Below are 21202 nucleotides of genomic sequence, written 5' to 3' on the forward strand. Positions count from 1 at the left end.
AGTGGCCCCTTCATAGGGTGCGGAGCATGAGCGCCCCCTTCACCGCCCCCGTGTCCGACTCGGCCTCGCCCTCCCCGCTGCCCGGGGTCGTCGCCCTCGATCTCACCGGTCGCACCGCGCTCGTCACGGGCGCGGCCAGCGGCATCGGGCGGGCCTGCGCGCTGCGGCTCGCCGCCGCAGGGGCCCGGGTCAGAGCCGTCGACCGGGCGGCCGAGGGCCTGGAGACCCTGGCGGGAGAGGCCGCCGGCCTCCCCGGGAGCGTCGAACCCCGGCTCCTCGACCTCACCGACCTGGACGCCGCCGAGGCCGCCGCCGCGGGAGCCGACATCCTGGTGAACAACGCCGGACTCCAGCTCGTCCGCCCCATCGAGGACTTTCCGCCGGACGTCTTCCACACCGTGCTCACGGTGATGCTGGAGGCACCCTTCCGGCTCATCCGGGGCGCGCTGCCGCACATGTACGCCCAGGGCTGGGGGCGGATCGTCAACCTCTCCTCCGTCCACGGGCTGCGCGCCTCCGCCTTCAAGTCCGCCTATGTGGCCGCCAAACACGGTCTGGAAGGCCTCTCGAAGACCGCCGCCCTCGAAGGCGCCCCGCACGGCGTCACCTCCAACTGCGTCAACCCCGGCTACGTACGCACCCCGCTCGTCGAGCGGCAGGTCGCCGACCAGGCCACCGCCCACGGCATCCCCCCGGAGCGGGTCCTGGCCGAGGTGATGCTCAAGGACTCGGCGCTCAAGCGGCTCATCGAACCCGAGGAGGTCGCCGAGGCCGTCCTCTACCTCTGCACCCCGCAGGCCTCGTTCATCACCGGCACCTCGCTCACCCTCGACGGCGGCTGGACCGCCCACTGAGGAACGCCCCTGCGGATGCCGCGGAACCGGTTGTCCACAGGGGTGGTGCGACCACACGTTCGGCAGGTATCCCTGTGTCCATGTCCCACGAACACGTCTCCTACCTGGAACTCCTCACCCGAGGAGCCGCGACGGAGGCCTACGACCGGCCCGTGCTGCTCGCCCGTGCGAGCGGCGCGGGCCCCGAGGCGCTGGCCGAGCTCGAAGAGGCCAAGCTGCTCGCCCTGCGCGTCCGGGCCGAGCTGGAGGGGCGGCGCCGCCGCGAGGCGGAGCTCTCCGCGCTCTTCGCGACCGCCCACGACCTCGCGGGACTCCGCGACCTCGACGCCGTGCTGCGCGCCATCGTCCAGCGCGCCCGCGCGCTGCTCGGCACCGAGTGCGCCTATCTGAGCCTCAACGACCCGGCCGCCGGGGACACGTACATGCGGGTCACCGACGGCTCTGTCTCCGCCCGCTTCCAGCAGCTCAGACTGGGCATGGGCGAAGGGCTCGGCGGCCTCGTCGCCCAGACGGCCCGCCCGTACGTCACCGACGACTACTTCGACGACGCGCGCTTCCAGCACACCCGGACCATCGACACGGCCGTACGGGACGAGGGCCTCGTCGCCATCCTCGGCGTCCCGCTCAGCCTCGGCAGCCAGGTCATCGGCGTCCTGTTCGCCGCCGACCGCAGGGCCAGGGTCTTCGAGCGCGAGCAGGTCGCGCTGCTCGGCTCCTTCGCCGCGCACGCCGCCGTCGCCATCGACACGGCCAACCTCCTCGCCGAGACCCGCTCCGCCCTCGCGGAGCTGGAGCGCGCCAACGACATCATCCGCGAGCACAGCGGAGTGATCGAGCGGGCCTCGGAGGTCCACGACCGGCTCTCCGAGCTCGTCCTGCACGGCGGCGGCGTCCACGACGTGGCCGACGCCGTCTCCGAGGTCCTCGGCGGTACGGTCGAGTTCACCGAGGAGGGCGCCGGAGCCGCCCGCCACGCCGGGGGCCACGCGGTCCGCGAGGGCGACGACTGGGTCGCCGCCGTCTCCGCGGGCGGCGAGACCCTCGGCGCCCTCGTGCTCCACGGCCAGCCCGACCTCGACCCGGTCGACCAGCGCACCCTGGAACGGGCGGCCCTGGTCACCTCCCTGCTGCTGCTCGCCCGCCGCTCCGCGGGCGAGGCCGAGCAGCGGGTACGCGGCGAACTCCTCGACGACCTCCTCGACGCCCCCGACCGGGACCGCCGCCTGCTCCGCGAGCGCGCCGCCCGGCTCCGTACCGACAGCGCGGCCCCGCACGTGGTGCTCGCCGCCCGCATCGACCGGGCCGGCACCGCGGCCGACCCCGATACCGGCGGGCGCGAGAGCGCCGACCGCCAGCGCCTCTGGTCGGCGGCCACCCACCTGGCCGCCACCCGCCACGGACTCGCCTCGGCCCGCGACGGCGGCACGGTCCTGCTGCTGCCGCTCGGCCCCGGCGAGAGCGCCGCCGACCTGGCCCGCCAGACCGCCCGCCACCTCGGCGGCACCCTGCACGAGCCGGTCACCGTCGGCGCCTCCGCCCCCGTACGAGCCCCCCTCGACCGCCCGGACCAGGTCGCCGTCGCGTACGAGGAGGCCCGCCGCTGCCTCGACGCGCTCCGGCTCCTGCACCGCTCCGGTCAGGGCGCCGCCGCCGAGGACCTGGGCTTCCTCGGGCTGCTCCTCGCCGACAGCCGGGACATCGACGGGTTCGTCGAACGGACCGTGGGCCAGGTCGTCGCGTACGACCGCCGCCGCGGCACCGACCTCGTCCGCACCCTGGACGCCTACTTCGCGAGCGGCATGAGCCCGGCCCGCACCAAGGACGAACTCCACGTCCACGTCAACACGGTGGCCCAGCGCCTGGAGCGGGTCGGCCGGCTCCTCGGCCCTGACTGGCAGTCCCCGGCCCGCGCCCTGGAGATCCAGCTGGCCCTGCGCCTGCACGCGCTCTCGGCGGCGGTCCCGGCGAAGTGACCACGCGAAGAGCCCCGTGCCCCGCTCGTGGTGAGCGGGGCACGGGGCTGCTCGCCGTCCGTCAGACGTCGGCCCCGACCCGGGACTCCCGGGGGGTGCGCTCCTCGATCTCGCCGAGGTCGCGGTCGCGGGTCTCCTTGGCGCAGGCGATGGCGATGACGGTGAGCAGCGCGGCGGCGATGACGTACAGGGCGATCGGGGTCGAGTCGCCGTAGTCGGCGAGCAGCGCGGTCGCGATGAGCGGCGCCGGTGCGCCGGCGGCCACGGAGGCGAACTGGGCGCCGATGGAGGCACCGGAGTAGCGCATCCGGGTCGCGAACATCTCGGAGAAGAAGGCGGCCTGCGGCGCGTACATCGCGCCGTGGAGGACGAGGCCGACGGTCACGGCGAGCAGCAGGGAGCCGAAGGTGCCCCGGTCGATCAGCGTGAAGAACGGGAACATCCAGGCGCCGACGCCGATCGCGCCGATCAGGTACACGGGACGGCGGCCGAGCCGGTCGGAGAGCGCGCCCCAGAGCGGGATCACCGCGAAGTGGACGGCGGAGCCGATGAGGACGGCGTTCAGGGCGGTCTGCTTGGAGAGGCCGACCTGGGTGGTCGCGTAGACGAGGATGAACGCGGTGATGACGTAGTACGAGATGTTCTCGGCCATGCGGGCGCCCATCGCGATGAGCACGTCCCGCCAGTGGTGGCGCAGGACCGCGACCAGCGGCGTCTTCTCGGCCTGCCCGGCAACGGCCTTGCGCTCCTCGGCGGCGGCGAGCGCGGCCTTGAAGACGGGCGACTCGTCGACGGAGAGCCGGATCCAGAGCCCGACGATCACGAGGACGCCGGAGAGCAGGAACGGAACGCGCCAGCCCCAGGAGGCGAAGGCGGCGTCCGAGAGCAGCGCGGTGAGCGCGGACAGCACACCGGTCGCGAGCAACTGCCCGGCCGGCGCCCCGGTCTGCGGCCACGAGGCCCAGAACCCGCGCCGCTTCGCGTCCCCGTGCTCGGACACGAGGAGCACGGCCCCGCCCCACTCGCCACCGAGCGCGAACCCCTGCACGAGGCGCAGGACGGTCAGCAGCACCGGAGCGGCGGAGCCGACGGTCGCGTGGGTGGGGAGCAGCCCGATCGCGAACGTCGCCCCACCCATCAGGAGCAGGCTCAGCACGAGCAGCTTCTTCCGCCCGAGCCGGTCCCCGTAGTGCCCGAACACCAGCGCCCCGAGCGGCCGGGCGGCGAACCCGACCGCGTACGTCAGGAAGGACAGCAGGGTCCCGACCAGCGGATCGGACTCGGGGAAGAACAACTTGTTGAACACGAGCGCCGCGGCGGACCCGTACAGGAAGAAGTCGTACCACTCGATGGTGGTCCCGATGAGGCTGGCGGCGACGATCTTCTTGAGGGAGTTGGGTGGCGTCGGGGAGGGTGTTGCGGCGGCCATGTGCACCACTTCCAGGCAGGTACGGGGACGTTTTCGTGTCGCCACACCGTAAGAAGACGCAGGTCAGAGGCGTATGTGGTGGGACACCATAGTTCGACGCTTCCGCATGCGCCCGGCCTCCATGGCCTGCTGTTGCGACTCGCCGAAGGCCCGCGAGAAGCCGGTCGTGGGGGCTGTCCGGGTTGCGCTGATCGGGCACGTTTTGGTGGTGCGGTGCTGGCTCCCGTGCTGACTTGGTGCTGACTACGCAGCGTTGAACTCGGACATCTGCGACAGACCGGGTTCCGATGGATGCGCCAAGGCCGGTCGTAGGTTGCGATCCCCCATGCGTGACGCTGCCGGTGCCGTGGGTCGGACAGCCGTCCGCGGAGGCTGGTTCGAGTCGTACGATTTCCCGAATAGCCGCGCACAGCTGGGGAGTGGGGCGCGGGGGATGCGCCGGTGCCCACCTGTGGCACTTGCCCTTCGGTGGGGGTGCCATGTATCTGGCCACGCTGACGGCTGAGAACTTCCGTATCTTCGGTGCCCGGAGCTCGCCCGAGGATGCGGGAGATGCGCTCGAACTAGACCTGGCGCCCGGTGTAACCGTTCTCCTGGGCGAGAACGACGCCGGGAAGACGGCCGTCGTCGACGCCGTTCGGTTGTGCCTCCTGACGACAGCCGCGGATTTCTACCGCGTCACCAAAGACGATTTCCACGTTGGGTCAGGCGGGCGCGCGCGGACTTCTTCACGATCACCTGTCGCTTCCAGGAGCTCTCGGAGGAGGAGCAGGGAATTTTCCTCGAGCATCTGACCACCGACGCGCAGGGAACGTCGTCGCTGTACATCAGCTTCAGGGCCGAGTTGATGGATTCCTTGCCCCCACATCGCGTTTCGGTCACGACTCGTATGGGGCCGAATGGCGATGGGCCCACGCTGGACGGCAAGGCGCGGGAGCACTTGAAGGCGACGCACCTTCGCCCGCTTCGTGACGCCGAGGGGGAGCTGCGGGCCGGCCGGGGTTCCCGGCTGTCGCAGATCCTTGCCGGATATCCCACGATGAAGGCCGAGGGCACGGACGATTTCGCAGCCGGTGACGACTCGGCCAGCACGCTGGTCGGCATCCTGCGCCGTGCCAAGCACCACATCCGCTCCAACAGGGCCGTGAAGGATGCCCTGGAGGACATCAACAAGGGGTACCTGGAGAAGTTCTCCATCGGAAGCGACGTCCTCCAAGGCGAGATCGGGGTCGCCGGGGATGCCACTCTCTCCCGCGCTCTGCAGCGTCTCGAACTCGGGCTTGCGAGTGGCGAGCCGGAATGGACCCGTCGCGGGCTCGGATACACCAACGCGATGTTCATGGCAGCCGAACTCCTGCTGCTGGGCAACAACAATGTGGCTCCGCTGCTTCTGATTGAGGAACCCGAGGCGCACATTCACCCGCAGACACGCGTGATGGATCTGCTGCTCGATCGGGCAGCAGGTGGGGCGAGCGCCGGTGACCCGAGGGTCCAGGTCGTCCCCACCACACACAGCCCGCACCTCGCCTCCCAGCTGCTCACGCCGAGGTCCCTCGCCCGAGATAACCTCCCCCCTTACCTGCGCGACGCGTTCGGCTACCTCTGTGGAGCGGCGTGAGTCATGGAACTGCCTCTGACGCCGGACACGCTGTCCAAGGACAAGGCCGAGACGGTCGCGGCCGAGATGGGGCTCACCCTCCCGCACCAGGAGCAATGGGACTTCCTCCAGAGCCTCCACACCATGGACCTGCAGGCAGCGCCGGGCTCCGGTAAGACGAGCCTGGTCGGTCTCAAACTGGCACTTCTCGCCCAGGGCTGGACGTCTGCCACTCAAGGGGTTTGCGTCCTTTCCCACACCCCATGCCCCCCCGGGGGCAGCCGGACAGCTCCCCGCCAGACCCCTCGTAAGGCCGCGGCCCCGGTGCGTACAGAGGCATCAAACAGCGGTCTGTCAGCGCCTTTGGAGCCGGTGACATCTCCTCCGGGCCGTGCACTCGACGAGGGGAGGTAGTCCTGCCAGAGGCCTGCGCGACTCCGGTTTCACGTTGCGTATCCAAGCGTGATCGCGGCGTCTATCATCCAGCTAACCATGGGGTACGTGGGGGGCTACGGATGACGGAATCGGAATCCACAGGGACCGAACCGGACGAGAGACTGTTGCGCTTCAACATCTGCGGGCCGTTGGAGGTGTGGACGGACGGGAACCGGCTGCGGCTCGGCGGAGCGATTCAGGAGCGCGTGCTCGTCATGCTGCTCCTGGAGCACGGCAAAGTACTGCCCGTCTCCCGTCTGGTGGCCGGTGTCTGGGACGAGGAGCCTCCGGCGACCGCCGCGCATCAGGTGCGCAAGGCCGTCGCCGACCTGCGCCGGCGGATTCCTCAAGGCAGCAGTGTGCTGGTCACCGACGGGCCGGGCTACCGCGCCGTGGTGTCGGTGCCCCAACTGGACCTGTGCGAGTTCGAGGCGCGGGTCCACGACGCCAGGCTGGCGTCGGCGGCGGGAGCGCCCGCCGACGCGGTCGAGGCACTGAACGCGGCCCTCGCGCTGTGGAGGGGCTCGGTGCTCTCCGGACAGGGCGGCCCTGTTGTCGACGCCTCGGCGGTAGCACTCGAAGAGGGGCGGCTGGCCGCGGCGGAGAGGTACTTCGATCTCCGGCTGCGCCTGGGCGAGGCATCGATGCTGGTGGTCGAACTGCGGGAGCTGGTCACCAGCCATCCGCTGCGGGAAGCCTTCCGGGCACAGCTCATGCTCGCGCTGTACCGGTCGGGCAGGCAGGCCGAGGCGCTGGGGGAGTACGGCGCCGTCCGCGAGTTACTGGCCGAGGAGCTCGGTATCGACCCCGGACCGGAGCTGACCCGGCTCCATGAGGGCATCCTCCGGGAGAGCCCGGAACTTGCCGCTCCCGTCTCCCCTCCGGCAGTGACTCCGGCCGTCACCCCTCCCACCGCGCACCGGGTGCCCTGCGACCTGCCGTACGACCTGGCGGACTTCACCGGGCGCGAGCGGGAGCTGAGAGAACTGCTGGCGTGCGCGCACGAGGCGGACGACCGCAGCCGGATCGTGGCGATCGACGGCATGGGCGGCAGCGGCAAGACCTCCTTGGCCGTACGAGCCGCCTACCGGCTCGCAGCCGCCCACCCGGACGGACAGCTGCACATCGACCTGCGCGGCCACACCCCCGGAGAGCTGCCCGTCACCGTGGGCACCGCACTCGACATCCTGCTGCGGTCACTGGATGTGCCGGGAGGGAGCATCCCGGAGGACGTGCCGGGCCGCACAGCGCTGTGGCGGTCCACTCTTGCGGGAAAGCGGGTGCTGCTCCTGCTCGACAACGCACCGGACGCCGCCGGCGTCGTCCCCCTGCTGCCCACGTCGCCCGGCTGCCTGGCCATCGTGACCAGCCGTGCGCGGCTGGTCGACCTGGACGGAGCGAAGTGGATATCCGTCGACGTGCTGGCCCCGGACGAGAGCGCCGCCCTGGTCGCCGAGACGGTGGGCGCACACCGGGTCGCCGCGGAACCCGAGGCCGCCAGGGAACTCGCCCAGCTCTGCGGGCACCTGCCGCTGGCCCTGCGCATCGCGGCCGCCCGGCTGCACAACCGGCCCCGTTGGACCGTGCAGTACCTGACCGACCGGCTTCGTGACGAGACCCGCAGGCTGGACGAGCTGAGTCTCGGCGAGCGCAGCGTCGCCGCCACCCTGCGACTCTCCTACCAGGCGCTGAACGAGGAGTGCCGTACCGCCTTCCGGGTCCTCGCGCTGCACCCGGGGGGCGACATCGACCTCTGCTCGGCAGCGGCGCTGCTGGGTCTGGCCACCCGGGAGGCCGAGGACGTCCTGGAGTTCCTGTTGGACGTCCACCTGCTGCAGCAACCGGAGATGGGCCTCTACAGCCTGCACGATCTGGTGCGCGCCTTCGCCCGGGGCCTGCTCTGCGGGACGACCGAGGAGGAGGACGCCACATCGGTCGGGCGGCTCCTCGACTACTACCTCGCGGCGACCGAGGTGTCGTGCGAGTTCCTCTTCCCCGGCCGTCGGCGGCGGCCCACCGGGGTGTCCGAGGCTCCCACCGAACTGCCCGACATCCACAGTGCCGCCCAGGCCGGGGCGTGGTTCGTGCGGGAGCACACCACTTTGCTCGCCACCGTCGGCCTGGCCGAGGCACGCGGGTACGACCGGCATGCGGCCTGCCTGGCACGCAATCTGTCGTTCCAGCTCAACGCACGTGGCTCTCTTGAGGAGTTCGCGGATCTGAGCCGGACCGCGGTCGCCGCGGCCCGTCGCCTCAACGACCTGGCTCTCTTGGGTGTGGCCCTGTCCAACCTGGGCGTCGCCTGCTGGAAGCTCGGCCGCTTCGCGGAGGGCATCGAGGTGGCCGAGGAGGGGCGCAAGGTGGCCCAGCTTCTCGGAGACCGGCACACGGAAGCCCACTGCGGAAGCACGCTGGGTCTGTACAATAGTCTCCTCGGACGCTTCCCCGAGGCGCTCGCCGACCTCCAGGAGGCGATCGCGACGGAAAGGGAGCTGGGCTCCGTCCGGGCCGAGGCCGAGAGCCTCACCATTCTGAGCGCGTTGTACGAGCAGTGGGGCCGTTACCGCGAGGCCGTCGAAGCGGCCCTGCGGGCCGTCGAACTCACGGGGCAACTGGAGCAGCACGAGAACGAACTGGTGGCGCTCACCGATCTGGCCTTCGCCCACTTCGGCCTCGAAGAGTACGCCGAGGCCGAGGTACGGCTGGCGCGTGCGCGGGAGCTGTGCGACGGCACGCGGGAGCCGGGGCAGGTGGCCCTGGTCCTGGCCCTGTCGGCCGAGAGTGCCCACCGGCTCGGCCGCTCCCGGCAGGAGTCCGAGTTCACGGAGCAGGCCCGGGCCCTTGTCCGGCAGAGCCTTTCCCCGCTCCGCAGGGCCAAGGTGGAGAACCTGGTCGCGCGCCTGCTCCGCAGGAACCACCAGTACGACGAGGCGCTGACCGTGCACCGCCGCGCGTACGAACTCGCCTCCTCGGTCGGCTACCGGGCCGAGGAGGCGTACGCGCTGGCGGGCATGGCCGAGGCGGCCGGGGCACTGGGCGACGGACGCACCGCCGACGAACATCGCAGGTCCGCCGAGGAGTTGTTCGCGGAACTGGGGATTCCCGGGTCCTGCCGCAGGAGCTGACCGCACCGGAGCAGGGTGCGGCGGAGTGCGGACTTCGGGCGGAGTTCACACCCTGACAGCGGTGGGTCCCTTGTCCTCGGCGATGACGTGGTATCCCTTCCCCGGCCCGTCCGACGCACCGGACTCCACCGCGGCCGCCGTGCCGAGAACCAGTACCGTCATGGCCACCGCGATGAGTCCCGTCAGATTGCGTCCCATGATTCCGCTTCCCCCCCGCTTGGTGTCCTGCTGACGAGACAGACATTCGCCGAAGGGCTTCCCGAACGGTTCCTGTGCGGTTCCCGCCCCCGTTCCCCCGGAGATTCAGTGGGTCTTGTGACCTCCTTCGAGGAAGCACGCCGCGATGCGGGGGCCGTGCGCCGACAGGGTCACCTCGGTCCGTGCCGCTCCTTCCTGATGGTCGGTGAGATCGAGCAGAGCCGTGACCGTGGACCGCAGCACGGCCCGGTCCTCCCCGGTCACAGGCACACAGTCCTCGGACCGGAGTGCGACAACGCGGTGCATGCCGTCCGTGGTCATGGTCTCGATGGTGAATCTTCTGCCGGGCTCGGCGCCTTCGGTCCTACGGAAGGCCGCGGAGCTCCGGGAGCATCGCTCCGTCGCCGCGAATTCCCTTAGGACATCGCTCAGTTCGATCTCCACCAGCCCGTCATCGCGAGGGGGCGTGGGATGTGTCATGTGGTACTCCTCCGTGAACGTTTTTCCGGGTGGAAGGATCTCCGCACGCCATACCGTTTCTCTCCCTCGGCGTTACCTCGCCTACAACAGCCGCCATTTGCCGTTGAGTTGCCCCTCTCTGTCCTGGCGGCCCGCCGTCCCGCACTGGGAGGCTCCTGTCCCGGACCGCCGGTGCGGTCGTCCCGAGCAGGAGAAGGAACAGGGAGCCGAAAGCATGAGACCTGAGCCCCAGAGTCGCTGGATCACCGGCAGGTGCCGCGCCGGAACGCCGCGGGTACGGCTGATCTGCATACCGCAGTCCGGTGGTGGAGCCGGTGCGTTCTCCAGCTGGCGCGCGCACCTCCCGGACGGTGTCGAACTGGCTCCGGTCGAACTCCCGGAGCGGGGCACCCGGGCCCGCGAACGGATGCCGGTGGGCATGGGCGCCCTGGCTGACGCGCTCTACGAGGGGCTGCGCCCCGAACTCGACATGCCGTACCTGCTGTTCGGGCACAGCTTCGGCGGAATGCTCGCCTACGAGGTTGCCGTACGGGCCGAACGGGACCACGTGCGCGCCCCACTGGCCGCCCTGATCTCCGGCACCCGGGCTCCCCAGGTGCCGCCGCGTCGCAGGCTCGCCCACAGCGACGAACGGACCCTGCTCACCTGGCTGTCCGACAACGGAGGGCTGCCCGCCGAGTTGCTGGACTACCCTGCGTTCCTGACGGAGGTCACCCGGGCCGTACGGATGGACCTCGGCTACGCGGAGTCCTACCTCGTGCCGCAACCGACGCGGATCGACACTCCGCTGTACGCCTTCGGCGGGGCCGACGACCTGGTCACGCCGCCCGATGCCCTGCCGCACTGGGAGCGTTGCGCCGCCGGGGAGTTCACCGTCACGACGCTTCCGGGCGACCACGGATATCCGTACGCCGATCCCGGGGCGATGATGGCCGCGATCGGCCGACTGCTTCCCACCGGCCCGGCGGCAGTCCGGCCCGGGAGGGAGCCCGCACACAGCTGAGCACACAGCTGAAGCGGCCGGACGAAGCAGTCGCACGCCGCGTCGCAGGGTGTTCCCCGCGGCGCGGCGAGGGGCCATTCCCCGAATGGCCCCTTTCGGTATCCCCGCGGGAGGCGAACGGGAACGGTCGGACGGATACTCCCCTTGCCGACGCACCCGCTGGTGCGTCCCGCTGCCGGAAGCCTGCGGCAACGCCGCACGAAGGGAACTGGGGGAACTGACATGTCCAACAACGCACTGGTCCGTTTGCGTCTGATGCGCGGATACACGCAGGAGGAACTCTCCGTGCTGTCGGGAATCAGTGTCCGGACCATCAGGAATCTGGAACGCGGGCAGATCGTCAAGCCGCGCCGCAGCTCCGTCGACATGCTCCTCGCCGTTCTCGACCCCGGCCTGCGCCAGGAATTGCAGGCGTTGCCCGCCGACGGCGCGGACTCGTCCTCCTCCGCCGTCGCCGAATGGATGCACATGGTCAGCCCCGGCAAGGGCGTCTGGCGAGGGCCGAAACCGCCGCGCACACCGATGATCGGGCGGGAGAGCGAAGTGCGGCAAATAGCGGAACTGGTGACTGACAATCAGGTGACCGTGCTGACCGGACCCGGCGGAGTCGGCAAGTCGCGGGTGGCCCAGGCGGTCGCCGAAAAGGTCTGCCGCCTGTTCGCCGACGGCGTGGCCGTCGCCGAGATGGGCCGAATCCCCTCGGAACAGGACCTGGACCTCGACTCGGTCATGGAGCTGGCGTGGGGAGCCGTCGAGGGGCTGCTCGACGACGGGACGCCGGACACCGGACGGCGCCTGCTGCTGGTACTCGACAACACCGAGCACCTGCCGAGAACCACGGACCGGCTGGTGGACCGGTTGATCGCCGGCCATCCACAGCTGCGCATACTCATCACCTCCCGCCGCCCTCCGCGGTGGAGCGGGGTCACCCTCTGGGAGATCCCGTCGCTGACGGTGGAGGCGGCGGTGGAACTGCTGCTGGAAAGACTGAAGAGGGTCTGCCCGACGCTGGACCTGTCCGGTGAACGCGCACAGCTCGGCGAGCTGTGCCAGGACCTGGATCTGCTGCCCCGGCTGGTCGAGTTCGCGGCCCAGCGGCTGCGGATGGTGTCGCTGCCCACGCTGCGCTCCGACAGCCGTGCGCGGAGGCTGCTCGGCTCGGCGGACCACTCGATGCTGCCCCACCAGCAGTCGGTCGAGGCCAGCGTCCGCTGGAGCCTGAACCTGCTGGACGAACGTCAGCGGGACTTCCTGGCCGGTCTGGCCCGGCTCCCCGCGGCCCAGGTCCTCGCCGCGGACGGCCGGGGGGCCGCAGGCAAGGAGGCCTGGGACACGGCAGCGATCGACATGCTCTCCGAGCTGGTCGACTCCTCCCTCCTTCAGGTGGACCGGGGGAGCCGGTACGAGTACCGCATGCTGCGGCACGTCCACGCCTTCCTGGCGGCAGCGCCGGCCGCGGAGCCCCTCAGATCCGTCGCGGAGGAACAGGCCCTGGCGCTGAGCGGGTGAGCCCCCGCAGGACCATGGCCCCGTGGAGGTGCCTCCCGACAGGGAGGCACCTCCACGGGGTTGTTCGCGCCCGCCCCGAGGCTCCTGCCCCGACCGGGCCACTGCCCGAGCGTCCTGTCCCGACCGGGCCACCGGGTGGTACGAGCCACGCGGTCAGGCCGCGGGCTGGAGGGACGGCCGCTCTGCGGTCGCCTCGTTCACCTCGTTGACCGGGGTGGCGAGGATGTCGAGCGACCGGGAAGCCGTGACCGTGACACCGAGCGGAACCAGCAGGACGAGAAGCGCCAGGACGCCTCCCGCCACTCCGAACACGAAGACCAGACCGCCGGCCAGCATCGGGCCGGCCCACTCCAGCGAGTACGCCCCGAACCGGTTCACCGCCGCCACCCGGCCCAGCAGTTCGTCGGGGACGAGCTGCATGACGTACGTCTGCAGGATGACGTTGACGGGGACCGCGGTCAGCCCCGCCAGGCAGACGACCACGCCGATCTGCCACACCTCGGGCACCACTGCCGTGAGCGCGAAGGAACCCGTCAGCAGCCAGACCGACACGCACAGCAGAGGGCGTGCGGATACCCGCTTCATGACCGAGGAGGCGAACACCGCGCCGACCAGCGCCCCGGCCACCGCGGCACCGCTGACCAGGCCGATCTCGGTCGGGCCGCCGCCTCGGTGCGCGACCACGGCGATGAGCAGCAGAAGGAACGCCTGGTCGATCATGTTGAGCAGGGACGCCATGACCACGACGAACCGCAGGAAAGGATGCCGCCGGACGAACCCGATCCCCTGGCCGACGTCCTGGAGCATCGTGGTGCGCGGCCCGTCCGGCGCCCGGTCGGGCCCGAGCGGACGCCGGATGTTGAGCGCCCCCAGCGCGGCGAAGACGAAGGAGAGCGCGTCGGCGAAGAAGGGAATGCTGCGGCCGAGCCCGAACAGGACACCGCCCAGGGGCGGTCCCACCAGCTGCGCGGCCATGTCGCGGCTCATCGCCTGCCCGTTGGCGGTGGCCAACTGCTCCTTGGAAACGACCCGCCGGAGCGACGGCGTACTGGCACCGAGGATGACCCCTGAGCACAGTCCGCTCACCAGCGCGGTGACGACCAGCAGCGGGATGCTGATGCGACCGTTGTGCACGGACAGGCCGACCGCGGTCAGGACCGCCGCCTGTACGAGCGGCCCGGCCACCAGGATGGCGCGGCGCGACACCCGGTCCGCCAGCGCGCCGCCCCACAGCGTGGTGACGAGCACCCCGATGAGATTCGCCGAACCGATGAACCCGGCTTTCGTCACCGACCCGGTGAGGGACAGGGCCAGCAGCGGATAGGCGATGGACGAGACGCTCGTCCCCACCGCGGAGAGCGTATTGCCCGTCCACCATCCGAGGTAGTCCGTGTTCCGCCACAGCGAAACGACGGGGGCCTTGCCGTCGGCTCCTCTGCCATCGACTTCTTTGTCATCGGGCGCTCTGTCATCGGGCCGGTCCATCGAGGGGTCTCCTTCTGCTGACGATGCTCCGCCAGGAGCCTTGTGCAGTGCACCGGTTCACGGCCAGGCACTGCGCGGGCAAGGTCGTGGGCAATTCACCGGCCGCGAATCTGCCGGTCCGCTGCCTGGCGGCGGTGGCAGGCCCTGGACTCCAATCGACGCATCCCTTTCGAGCCACCGGAATTCCGGCGGCGATTCCCTTCCGCATGCGCCCTGCATGCCACGCACCGGAGGTCGCTTCGTGCATGCCGAGGCTTCTGGAACCACCTGGCCCGACGAGTCCCTCGACGCCGTCGACCTGACGGACCCCGAGACGTTCGCGGGAACCGATCTGAGCGGCTACTGGAGAACGCTGCGCCGGGAGCGCCCCGTCCACCGGCACCCCGGGGCCGAGGGCCGCCCGGGCTTCTGGGTCGTCAGCCGGTACCAGGACGTGATGACGGTGTACCGCGACACCCGGAACTACACGTCGGAGAAGGGCAACGTACTCGTCACGCTGCTGGCCGGAGGCGATTCGGCGGCAGGCCGCATGTGCGCGGTCACCGACGGCGCCCGGCACCGCCAGATGCGCAACGCGCTGCTCAAGGCGTTCTCGCCACGGGCCATGGAAGGCGTGACCCGCCGCGTGCGGGCCAACACCCGGCGGCTGGTCGCCGACGCGGTACGCCGGGGCGAGTGCGACTTCGCCACCGAGATCTCGGAGAACATCCCGATCTCCACCATCTCCGACCTGCTCGGAGTCCCGCACAGCGACAGGGAGTTCCTGCTGTCGCGGACCCGGGCCGCCCTCAGCTCCGACACGGCCGGCCAGTCCGTACCGGAGGCCTGGGCCGCACGCAGCGACATCCTGCTGTACTTCGCCGACCTCATGGAACAGCGGAGGGGCCACGCGACCGACGACGTGATCACCGTCCTCACCAACAGCCTCGTGGACGGCAAGCCGCTGACCCGGGACGAGGTGGTGCTCAACTGCTACAGCCTGATCCTCGGCGGCGAGGAGACCAGCCGGCTCACCATGAACGACGTGGTCCACATGCTGGCCGGTGACGCCGGGCAATGGCGGCGCCTGCGGGAGGGCAGTGTCACCCTCGACTCGGCCGCCGAAGAGGCCCTGCGCTGGGCCTCACCCACCATGCACTTCGGCCGGACCGCACTGAACCGCGTCGTGCTGGCAGGCCAGGAGATCCAGGCAGGCGACATCGTCACCGTGTGGCACTCCTCGGCCAACCGCGACGAGAGCGTCTTCGCCGCCCCCGACACCTTCGACCTGGGGCGTACCCCGAACAAGCACCTCACCTTCGGTTACGGACCCCACTTCTGCCTCGGCGCCCATCTGGCGCGGGTGGAGGTGACCGCGTTGCTCGACGCGCTGCGGACCTGTGCCGCGGAGATCGAGGTCACCGGAGAGGTCCAGCACTTCCACTCGAACTTCCTGACCGGGCTCAGTTCCCTGCCCGTCCACTTCACGCCGGACGAGAGGGGACTCGACACCCTGTCCGTTCCGTCGGCCCACGAGAGAGTTGAGGTCAGCCACCGTGCTTCCCGATGAGTCACACGACGTACACACCAGGGCGACCCGTGTGCAGGAGGGAATGCTCTCCGTCGAGGGCACCCTGACCGGCAGACCCTCCCCCTTCCACGTGCTCACCAGCGCCGAGATCACCGGTCCGCTCGACACCGGACGGCTCACCGTCGCGCTGGCCCGGGTCGTGCGGCGCAACTCCGCGCTGCGCACCGTCTTCACACGCGACGCCGACACGGGCATGGTCGGCCGCCGGGTGGCCCGCTCCCGGGGCCCGAAGGTCATCGAGCAGGAACTGCCGCCGCAGCCGCCGGGCACGGACGTGGTCGGCCTGGCCGAAAGGCTGATCTCCCCGCTGGCGCCGCAGCTGCTGCGACCGTACGCCGAACCGCCCCTGGTCTTCGTACTCACCGCCGCCGGACCGGAGCGCACGGTGCTGTCCGTCCTCGCCCACCACGTGCTGCTGGACGGCTGGAGCTACGGCCTGCTGTGGGAGCAGATCGCCGAGGGATACGCCGACGGGGACCCCGCAGACGCCGAGGCGCCGGGCATGGAGGTGTTCGTCGCGGCGGAGCGGACCGGGGTTGCTCCCGAAGCCGTCGCCGCCCGCGCGGCCCTGCTCGAAGGCTGGCCGACCGTCGTCGAACTGCCGGGTGATCTGGAGCGTCCGCAGACCCGTGCCTTCACGGGGGCCAGGGTTCCCTTCCTGCTCACTGAGGCGGCCCGGACGGGATGCGTCGAGCTGGCGAGCACCCTGAAGGTGAGCCGCAATGTCGTCCTCCTGGCGGCCTGGGCCCTGACGGTCGCCCGCCGCGCCGGACAGAACCGGCTGGTGGTCGGCGTGCCGACGAACGGCCGGACTTCCCGCACCACCATGCAGGTCATCGGCGGTGCTACCGGTCTCACCCCGATCGCCTGCGAAACGCCGGCAGAGGCGAGCGTCGCGGACTACGTACGGCTGACGGCCCGGGCGCTGCGGGACACCTTCCGGCACGGTGACGTCCCCTTCGAGGACATCGCCACGGCACTCTCGACGGGCGCGGACCCGGCCCGCAACCCCCTGGCGCAGATCGTCTTCGCCGCGCAGAACGACGTACTGCCCGCGACGCTGACCGCGGGCGACGTGCGCTTCAGCATCCGCATCGGCCACACCGGCGGCACGATGTACGACGCGATGCTGCACGTGATGTCCTGGGATCCGGTTGCCGCGCTCGAACTCGAATACGCGACCACCGTACTGACGCCGGGCGAGGCCACCTCGCTGGCCGGTGGCTTCGACCGCGCGCTCGTCGACATGGCCGCCGACCCGGAAGGCCCGCTGGCCGCGATCACCACCGTGACCGGCGCCCAGCGCCGACTGCTGGACCAGTGGGAGCAGGGCACAGGTACCGAGCCCACCGAGGGACTGTGGCAGCTGATCGAGGCAGCGGCGGAGCGCCGTCCGGACACCGTCGCCGTCCGGGACGGCGACCCGGACCGCAGGGTGACCTACCGTCGGCTGATGGCCGCCGTCACCGCCCAGTCGGCCCTGCTGAGCGAGGCGGGCGTCCGTGAGGGCGACCGGGTGGCCCTCGTCGCCCCCCGTTCCATCGAGGAGATCATCGCCGTCCTGGCGATTCTCCGGACGGGTGCGGCCTATGTCGGCATCGACTCCGGCAGCCCCGCCAGGACGACCTCGTCGATCCTGGAACGGGCCGGGGTACGGGTGATCCTCGGCACAGCCGACGGGCTCGCGGCGCTGGGGCCGGCCACGGAAGGCCGTATCGCGATGGCGGTCGTCGATCCCGCGGACCCGCCGCGGACGGGACTGGCGCCCGCCGCCGCACCGGCGGACCCCGAACGCGCCGCGTACGTGGCCTTCACCTCCGGTACGACCGGGGTCCCGAAGGGCGCGATGGTTCCCTGCCGCGGCGTCGTCAGACTCGCCCTGGACACGGAGCTGTTCCCTGCGAGGGCGTACGAACGCTACGTCCGCCTGGCCCCGTTGGCGTTCGACGCCTCCACCATCGAGATCTTCTACCCGCTGCTGGCGGGCGGAACGATCGAGGTCCACCCCGACGCCCATGTGACCCCCAACGCACTGGCGACCTTCCTGGAGCGGCGCGAGGTCACCGGGATGTTCCTCACGTCCGGTCTCTTCCGGCTGGTGGCGGACTTCCGTCCGGACGCCTTCCGCGGTCTCGTCCAGCTGATGACCGGCGGCGACGTCATCTCTCCTCCGCACGTGGCGGCCATCGTGCGCGCCTGTCCGGGAATCCGGGTGACGAACGGCTACGGGCCCACCGAGAACACCACCATCACCGCCGCCCACCACATCGACGACCTCACCGGCGTCACCGGCGGCGCCCTGCCGATCGGGCGGCCGATCCTGGGTACCGGCATCAAGATCCTCGACGGTACGGGGCGCCCCGTGCCACCGGGCGGAATCGGCGAACTGGTCGCGTTCGGCGAAGGAGTCGCCCTCGGGTACGTGGGCATGCCGGACGAGACCGCTCGCGCGTTCGGCACCGACGACGACGGACGTCTCTTCTACCGCACCGGCGACCTCGCGCGCTGGGACGCCGACGGTAACCTGCGCTTCCACGGACGCCGCGACAGCCAGGTGAAGGTCCGCGGCTTCCGGATCGAACCCGACAGTGTGGCCCGGCTCCTGCGTCAACACCCGGAGGTGCACGACGCCACCGTCGTCGTGGTCTCCGTGGGCAACGGCGACAAGCAGATCCTCGCCGCCGTGACCCCGCAGGGCGTGACCCCGCAGGCCGCCGCGCTGAGGGCCTTCGTCTCCCGCACGCTGCCCGCCTATTCGGTCCCGCATCTGTGGACGGTGGTCGACGAGCTCCCCATGACGAAGAACGGCAAGATCGACATCGCCGCGCTGACGGCGGGAGCCGCCCCCGTCGGCACCGCCGCCACCCCGCCGGAACAGGCGGCGCACCCCGGCCGCGTACTGGAAGAGAAGGACCAGCAGCAGGCGCAGGCGCAGGAGCTGCCCTGCACGGGTGTCGCCTCGATGGAGGACATCATCGCCCAGGCCTGGCACGAGGTGCTCGGGCACCGGGACTTCGGACCCGACGACTGGTTCCTCGACGTGGGCGGCGATTCGCTCAGCCTGGTGCGCGTGCACACGATCCTCGACAACGCGCTGCCGGACCGGCGCCTCACGGTCGCCGATCTCTACGCCTTCTCCACCATCAACGAACTGGCCGCGCTGCTCCGCGCCGACGACCACGCCCTTTCGACCTGAGAAGAGACCGGAACATGGATACACGTGACACGCACACCGCCGATGACATCGAACGATGGGTCGTCGCCACCTGCCGCGGCCTGGGCCTGCGGGTGGACGACGCGGACGTCGACTTCTTCTCGTGCGGCGGCACCTCGCTGGCGGCCATGCGGCTGATCGCCTCGGTCGAGGACGCCTTCGGCGAAGGAGTCCTGCCCCTGGACGCCTTCTACGACCACCCCGTGCTGCGGGAGATCGCCGGGCTCATCGCCGAGAACCGGCTCGCGACCCCGCAGGCGGGGTGATCGCCGATGACCGCTGCGAGGAGCCTCGCCGACGGCCCGGTGTTCACCTCGCGGGAGGCGGGGGAAGCCCTGCGCTCGGTCGCCGCCCTTCTCCGGGAGGCGGAGTACGGCGAAGAACGGGCAGCCGGGCTGCTCCGGGCGCCAAGCTCCGGGCATCTGCTGAGCAATCCCGCCCGGTACGCCTTCTTCAGTGACCACACGCGCCCCGCCCCGGCGGACGCGCCGCCGAGCGTCCTGACGTCCCTGTTCCTCCTCAACCGCGCGGTGCCCGACCTGTGGGTGCACGCCGCGCTCAAGCCCGAACTGACCGACCTGCTCCAGGAACTCGCCCTCCTTACCAGGTCCGGCGACCACTACCTGGGCACCGCCTCCCTGACCCCCTACCGCTCCCGGTTCTTCCTGTCCGACCGGCTCTTCGACAACCCGGCTCCGCAGCAGGTGGTGACGAGGGACGCTGCCGAACTCGCCATGCCGCCGCACGCGTCCAGCCTGCTGGCACTCGACGCGGTCGACCGGATCGACGGGTCGCTCCTCGATGTGGGGTGCGGCAGCGGATTCCTGGCGCTGAACGCCGGCCCGGGATGCGGCCGGGTCGCGGGATTCGACCTCAACCCGCGCAGCGTCCGCTTCTCCAGGGCCAACGCCCTCCTCAACGGACGCGACGTCCGCTTCACGGTCGCGGACTTCACCGACCCGACCGCGCTCGGCCGCGCAGAGCTGGGCGACACCGGCAGGTTCGGCAGCCTCGTCTTCAACAGTCCGACCATGCCGCGGATCGAGAGCGATGCCGGCGAGTTCGGCCAGAGCACGGCACGGCAGGTGCTCCGGCGGACCGCGGCCGTCGCCCCGTACGTCCTGCGCCCCGGCGGCACCGCGCACGTACTGACCGTCGTCGAGGTGCCCCGGTCGGCCGGGTCGGCCCGCGAGGTCGTCGAGGGCTGGCTGACCGGCACCCACGCCGCCGATGTGACGGTCCAAGAGGTCGACTCCCCGTACCTCCGGGTCACCGAACGCCAGCTCCAGGACCGACGGCTGGACAGGCAGAGCCTGCTCTCGTCCGGAACCGCCCACGCGCAGCAACTGCTGTCCGCCCTGGCCGCACGAGGCACCGGATCCGTCGTGCCGGTGCTCGTCGCGCTGCGGACCTCCTCCACAGAAGGGTCCAGATTCCCATGACCAAGGCACCGGACTGGATATTCCCCCTGCGCAAACCGACCGGGAGCCCCACCTCGCGGCTGGTCGTCTTCCCCTACGGGGCCTCGGGCCCGACGTCCCTGCGCCCCCTGCTCAACCGGCTGCCCGAGACGGTGGAGGTGCTGGGCGCCGCCCTGCCGGGGCGCGAGCGCCGCTTCGGGGAACCACCGGCCACCACGGTCGCCGAGATCGTGAGCGGCGTCGCCGAAGGACTGGCGGCACGGGAGGAACTGCCCACGTATCTCTTCGGCCACAGCATGGGTGCCGGACTGGCCGTGGCCTTCGCCCTGGCACATCCCGGATCCTGCGAGGGGCTGGTCCTCAGCGGGCGCCCGCCGCGCTCCGCCGGGCGCTCCGCCCTGCAGGGGTTCAGCGACGAGGAGATCGTCTCCTTCCTCGCCAGGGTCGGCAACACCCGTCCCGAGCTGGTCCGCGACGCGTTCTGGCGCGATCGGCTGCTCCAGCTGTTCCGTAGCGACGCCGCACTCGACCTGCGGACCGCGGAGGTCATCGCCGGAGGCGTCCTGCGGGAGCGGCTCCTGGTCCTGGGCGGCAGCGAGGACCCGGACATCGACGTGAGCGAACTGGGCGAGTGGGCGGAGCTGACCACCGGCGGATGCACGGTCGAGGTCTTCCCCGGCGGGCACTTCTTCCTCCTCGACACCGACACCAGCCAGGCGGTGCTCGACGCGATTGCCGGTCTCGTCCACGCCGTGTCCGAGCCGCTGCCGGTCTGAGACCACGCGCGGCCCCCAGGTGGTGGAGGGCTTCCACGGAACGCACCAGGCATCCGTGGGGACCCTTCACCGCTTCCGCGTGCGCGCACCGGCAAGCAGGCAGACAACCGGCAGGGGCGGGCCGCCGCGCTTC

General features: G+C 71.0%; 16 protein-coding genes. 12 read left to right on the forward strand and 4 right to left on the reverse strand.

Features of this window, described 5'->3' with window-relative positions:
• Positions 1 to 26 precede the first annotated feature (26 nt).
• Entirely contained in the window at positions 27 to 854 is an 828-nt protein-coding gene (locus ACZ6K0_RS27855) for a 3-hydroxybutyrate dehydrogenase (RefSeq protein WP_469232273.1), read from the forward strand.
• Between the two features lie 80 nt (positions 855 to 934).
• A complete protein-coding gene (locus tag ACZ6K0_RS27860; protein WP_376396331.1) occupies positions 935 to 2827 on the forward strand; it encodes a helix-turn-helix domain-containing protein in 1893 nt (630 codons plus the stop codon).
• Between the two features lie 61 nt (positions 2828 to 2888).
• On the opposite strand, the gene ACZ6K0_RS27865 is transcribed toward ACZ6K0_RS27860, so the two are convergent.
• Positions 2889 to 4256, reverse strand: a complete 1368-nt coding sequence (locus tag ACZ6K0_RS27865; RefSeq protein ID WP_376396329.1) for an MFS transporter — start codon at positions 4254 to 4256, stop codon at positions 2889 to 2891.
• A 479-nt stretch (positions 4257 to 4735) separates the two neighbouring features.
• Here ACZ6K0_RS27865 and ACZ6K0_RS27870 point away from each other — a divergent pair, with 479 nt between their 5' ends.
• The 3 genes from ACZ6K0_RS27870 to ACZ6K0_RS27880 all read left to right on the forward strand — a co-directional run bounded on the left by ACZ6K0_RS27870 (position 4736) and on the right by ACZ6K0_RS27880 (position 9413).
• Complete coding sequence (locus ACZ6K0_RS27870; protein WP_469577216.1) at positions 4736 to 5050, forward strand: AAA family ATPase; 315 nt, start codon at positions 4736 to 4738, stop codon at positions 5048 to 5050.
• A gap of 245 nt (positions 5051 to 5295) precedes the next feature.
• Positions 5296 to 5874: an ATP-dependent nuclease gene (locus tag ACZ6K0_RS27875; RefSeq protein ID WP_469577238.1), complete on the forward strand. Its 579-nt coding sequence runs from the start codon at positions 5296 to 5298 to the stop codon at positions 5872 to 5874.
• A gap of 494 nt (positions 5875 to 6368) precedes the next feature.
• Positions 6369 to 9413: an AfsR/SARP family transcriptional regulator gene (locus ACZ6K0_RS27880; RefSeq protein ID WP_376396320.1), complete on the forward strand. Its 3045-nt coding sequence runs from the start codon at positions 6369 to 6371 to the stop codon at positions 9411 to 9413.
• A gap of 45 nt (positions 9414 to 9458) precedes the next feature.
• Here the strand turns inward: ACZ6K0_RS27880 and ACZ6K0_RS27885 are convergent, their stop codons facing one another.
• On the reverse strand, positions 9459 to 9611 hold the full coding sequence (locus ACZ6K0_RS27885; protein ID WP_376396317.1) for a hypothetical protein: 153 nt from the start codon (positions 9609 to 9611) through the stop codon (positions 9459 to 9461).
• Positions 9612 to 9716: 105 nt separating this feature from the next.
• Positions 9717 to 9932 (reverse strand): hypothetical protein, encoded by a 216-nt coding sequence (locus tag ACZ6K0_RS27890; protein WP_469232269.1) that lies wholly within the window; start codon positions 9930 to 9932, stop codon positions 9717 to 9719.
• Between the two features lie 373 nt (positions 9933 to 10305).
• Between ACZ6K0_RS27890 and ACZ6K0_RS27895 the strand changes: the two genes are divergently transcribed.
• Positions 10306 to 11094 carry a thioesterase II family protein gene (locus tag ACZ6K0_RS27895; protein WP_376396312.1) on the forward strand — a complete coding sequence of 263 codons (789 nt, stop codon included), beginning with the start codon at positions 10306 to 10308 and terminating at the stop codon, positions 11092 to 11094.
• A gap of 222 nt (positions 11095 to 11316) precedes the next feature.
• The gene (locus ACZ6K0_RS27900) at positions 11317 to 12603 is read left to right on the forward strand and encodes a helix-turn-helix domain-containing protein (RefSeq protein WP_376396309.1); all 1287 of its coding nucleotides are present in this window, start codon (positions 11317 to 11319) and stop codon (positions 12601 to 12603) included.
• Between the two features lie 153 nt (positions 12604 to 12756).
• Here ACZ6K0_RS27900 and ACZ6K0_RS27905 read toward each other — a convergent pair whose 3' ends face one another.
• Positions 12757 to 14088, reverse strand: a complete 1332-nt coding sequence (locus tag ACZ6K0_RS27905; protein ID WP_376396306.1) for an MFS transporter — start codon at positions 14086 to 14088, stop codon at positions 12757 to 12759.
• A gap of 241 nt (positions 14089 to 14329) precedes the next feature.
• Between ACZ6K0_RS27905 and ACZ6K0_RS27910 the strand changes: the two genes are divergently transcribed.
• From ACZ6K0_RS27910 to ACZ6K0_RS27930, 5 genes are read left to right on the forward strand one after another with little or no spacing between them, the layout of a single operon-like run.
• Positions 14330 to 15637, forward strand: coding sequence for a cytochrome P450 (locus ACZ6K0_RS27910; protein WP_376396303.1), 1308 nt, complete (start codon positions 14330 to 14332; stop codon positions 15635 to 15637).
• Positions 15638 to 15668: 31 nt separating this feature from the next.
• Positions 15669 to 18854: a non-ribosomal peptide synthetase gene (locus ACZ6K0_RS27915; protein WP_469577220.1), complete on the forward strand. Its 3186-nt coding sequence runs from the start codon at positions 15669 to 15671 to the stop codon at positions 18852 to 18854.
• A gap of 14 nt (positions 18855 to 18868) precedes the next feature.
• Entirely contained in the window at positions 18869 to 19138 is a 270-nt protein-coding gene (locus ACZ6K0_RS27920; RefSeq protein ID WP_365781143.1) for a phosphopantetheine-binding protein, read from the forward strand.
• Positions 19139 to 19144: 6 nt separating this feature from the next.
• A complete protein-coding gene (locus ACZ6K0_RS27925) occupies positions 19145 to 20314 on the forward strand; it encodes a 50S ribosomal protein L11 methyltransferase (RefSeq protein WP_376396296.1) in 1170 nt (389 codons plus the stop codon).
• Positions 20311 to 21069, forward strand: coding sequence for a thioesterase II family protein (locus tag ACZ6K0_RS27930; RefSeq protein WP_376396293.1), 759 nt, complete (start codon positions 20311 to 20313; stop codon positions 21067 to 21069). Before ACZ6K0_RS27925 ends, ACZ6K0_RS27930 begins: the two co-directional genes overlap by 4 nt.
• The last annotated feature ends 133 nt before the right edge of the window (positions 21070 to 21202 follow it).

Source organism: Streptomyces sp. NPDC042346 (assembly GCF_055581845.1).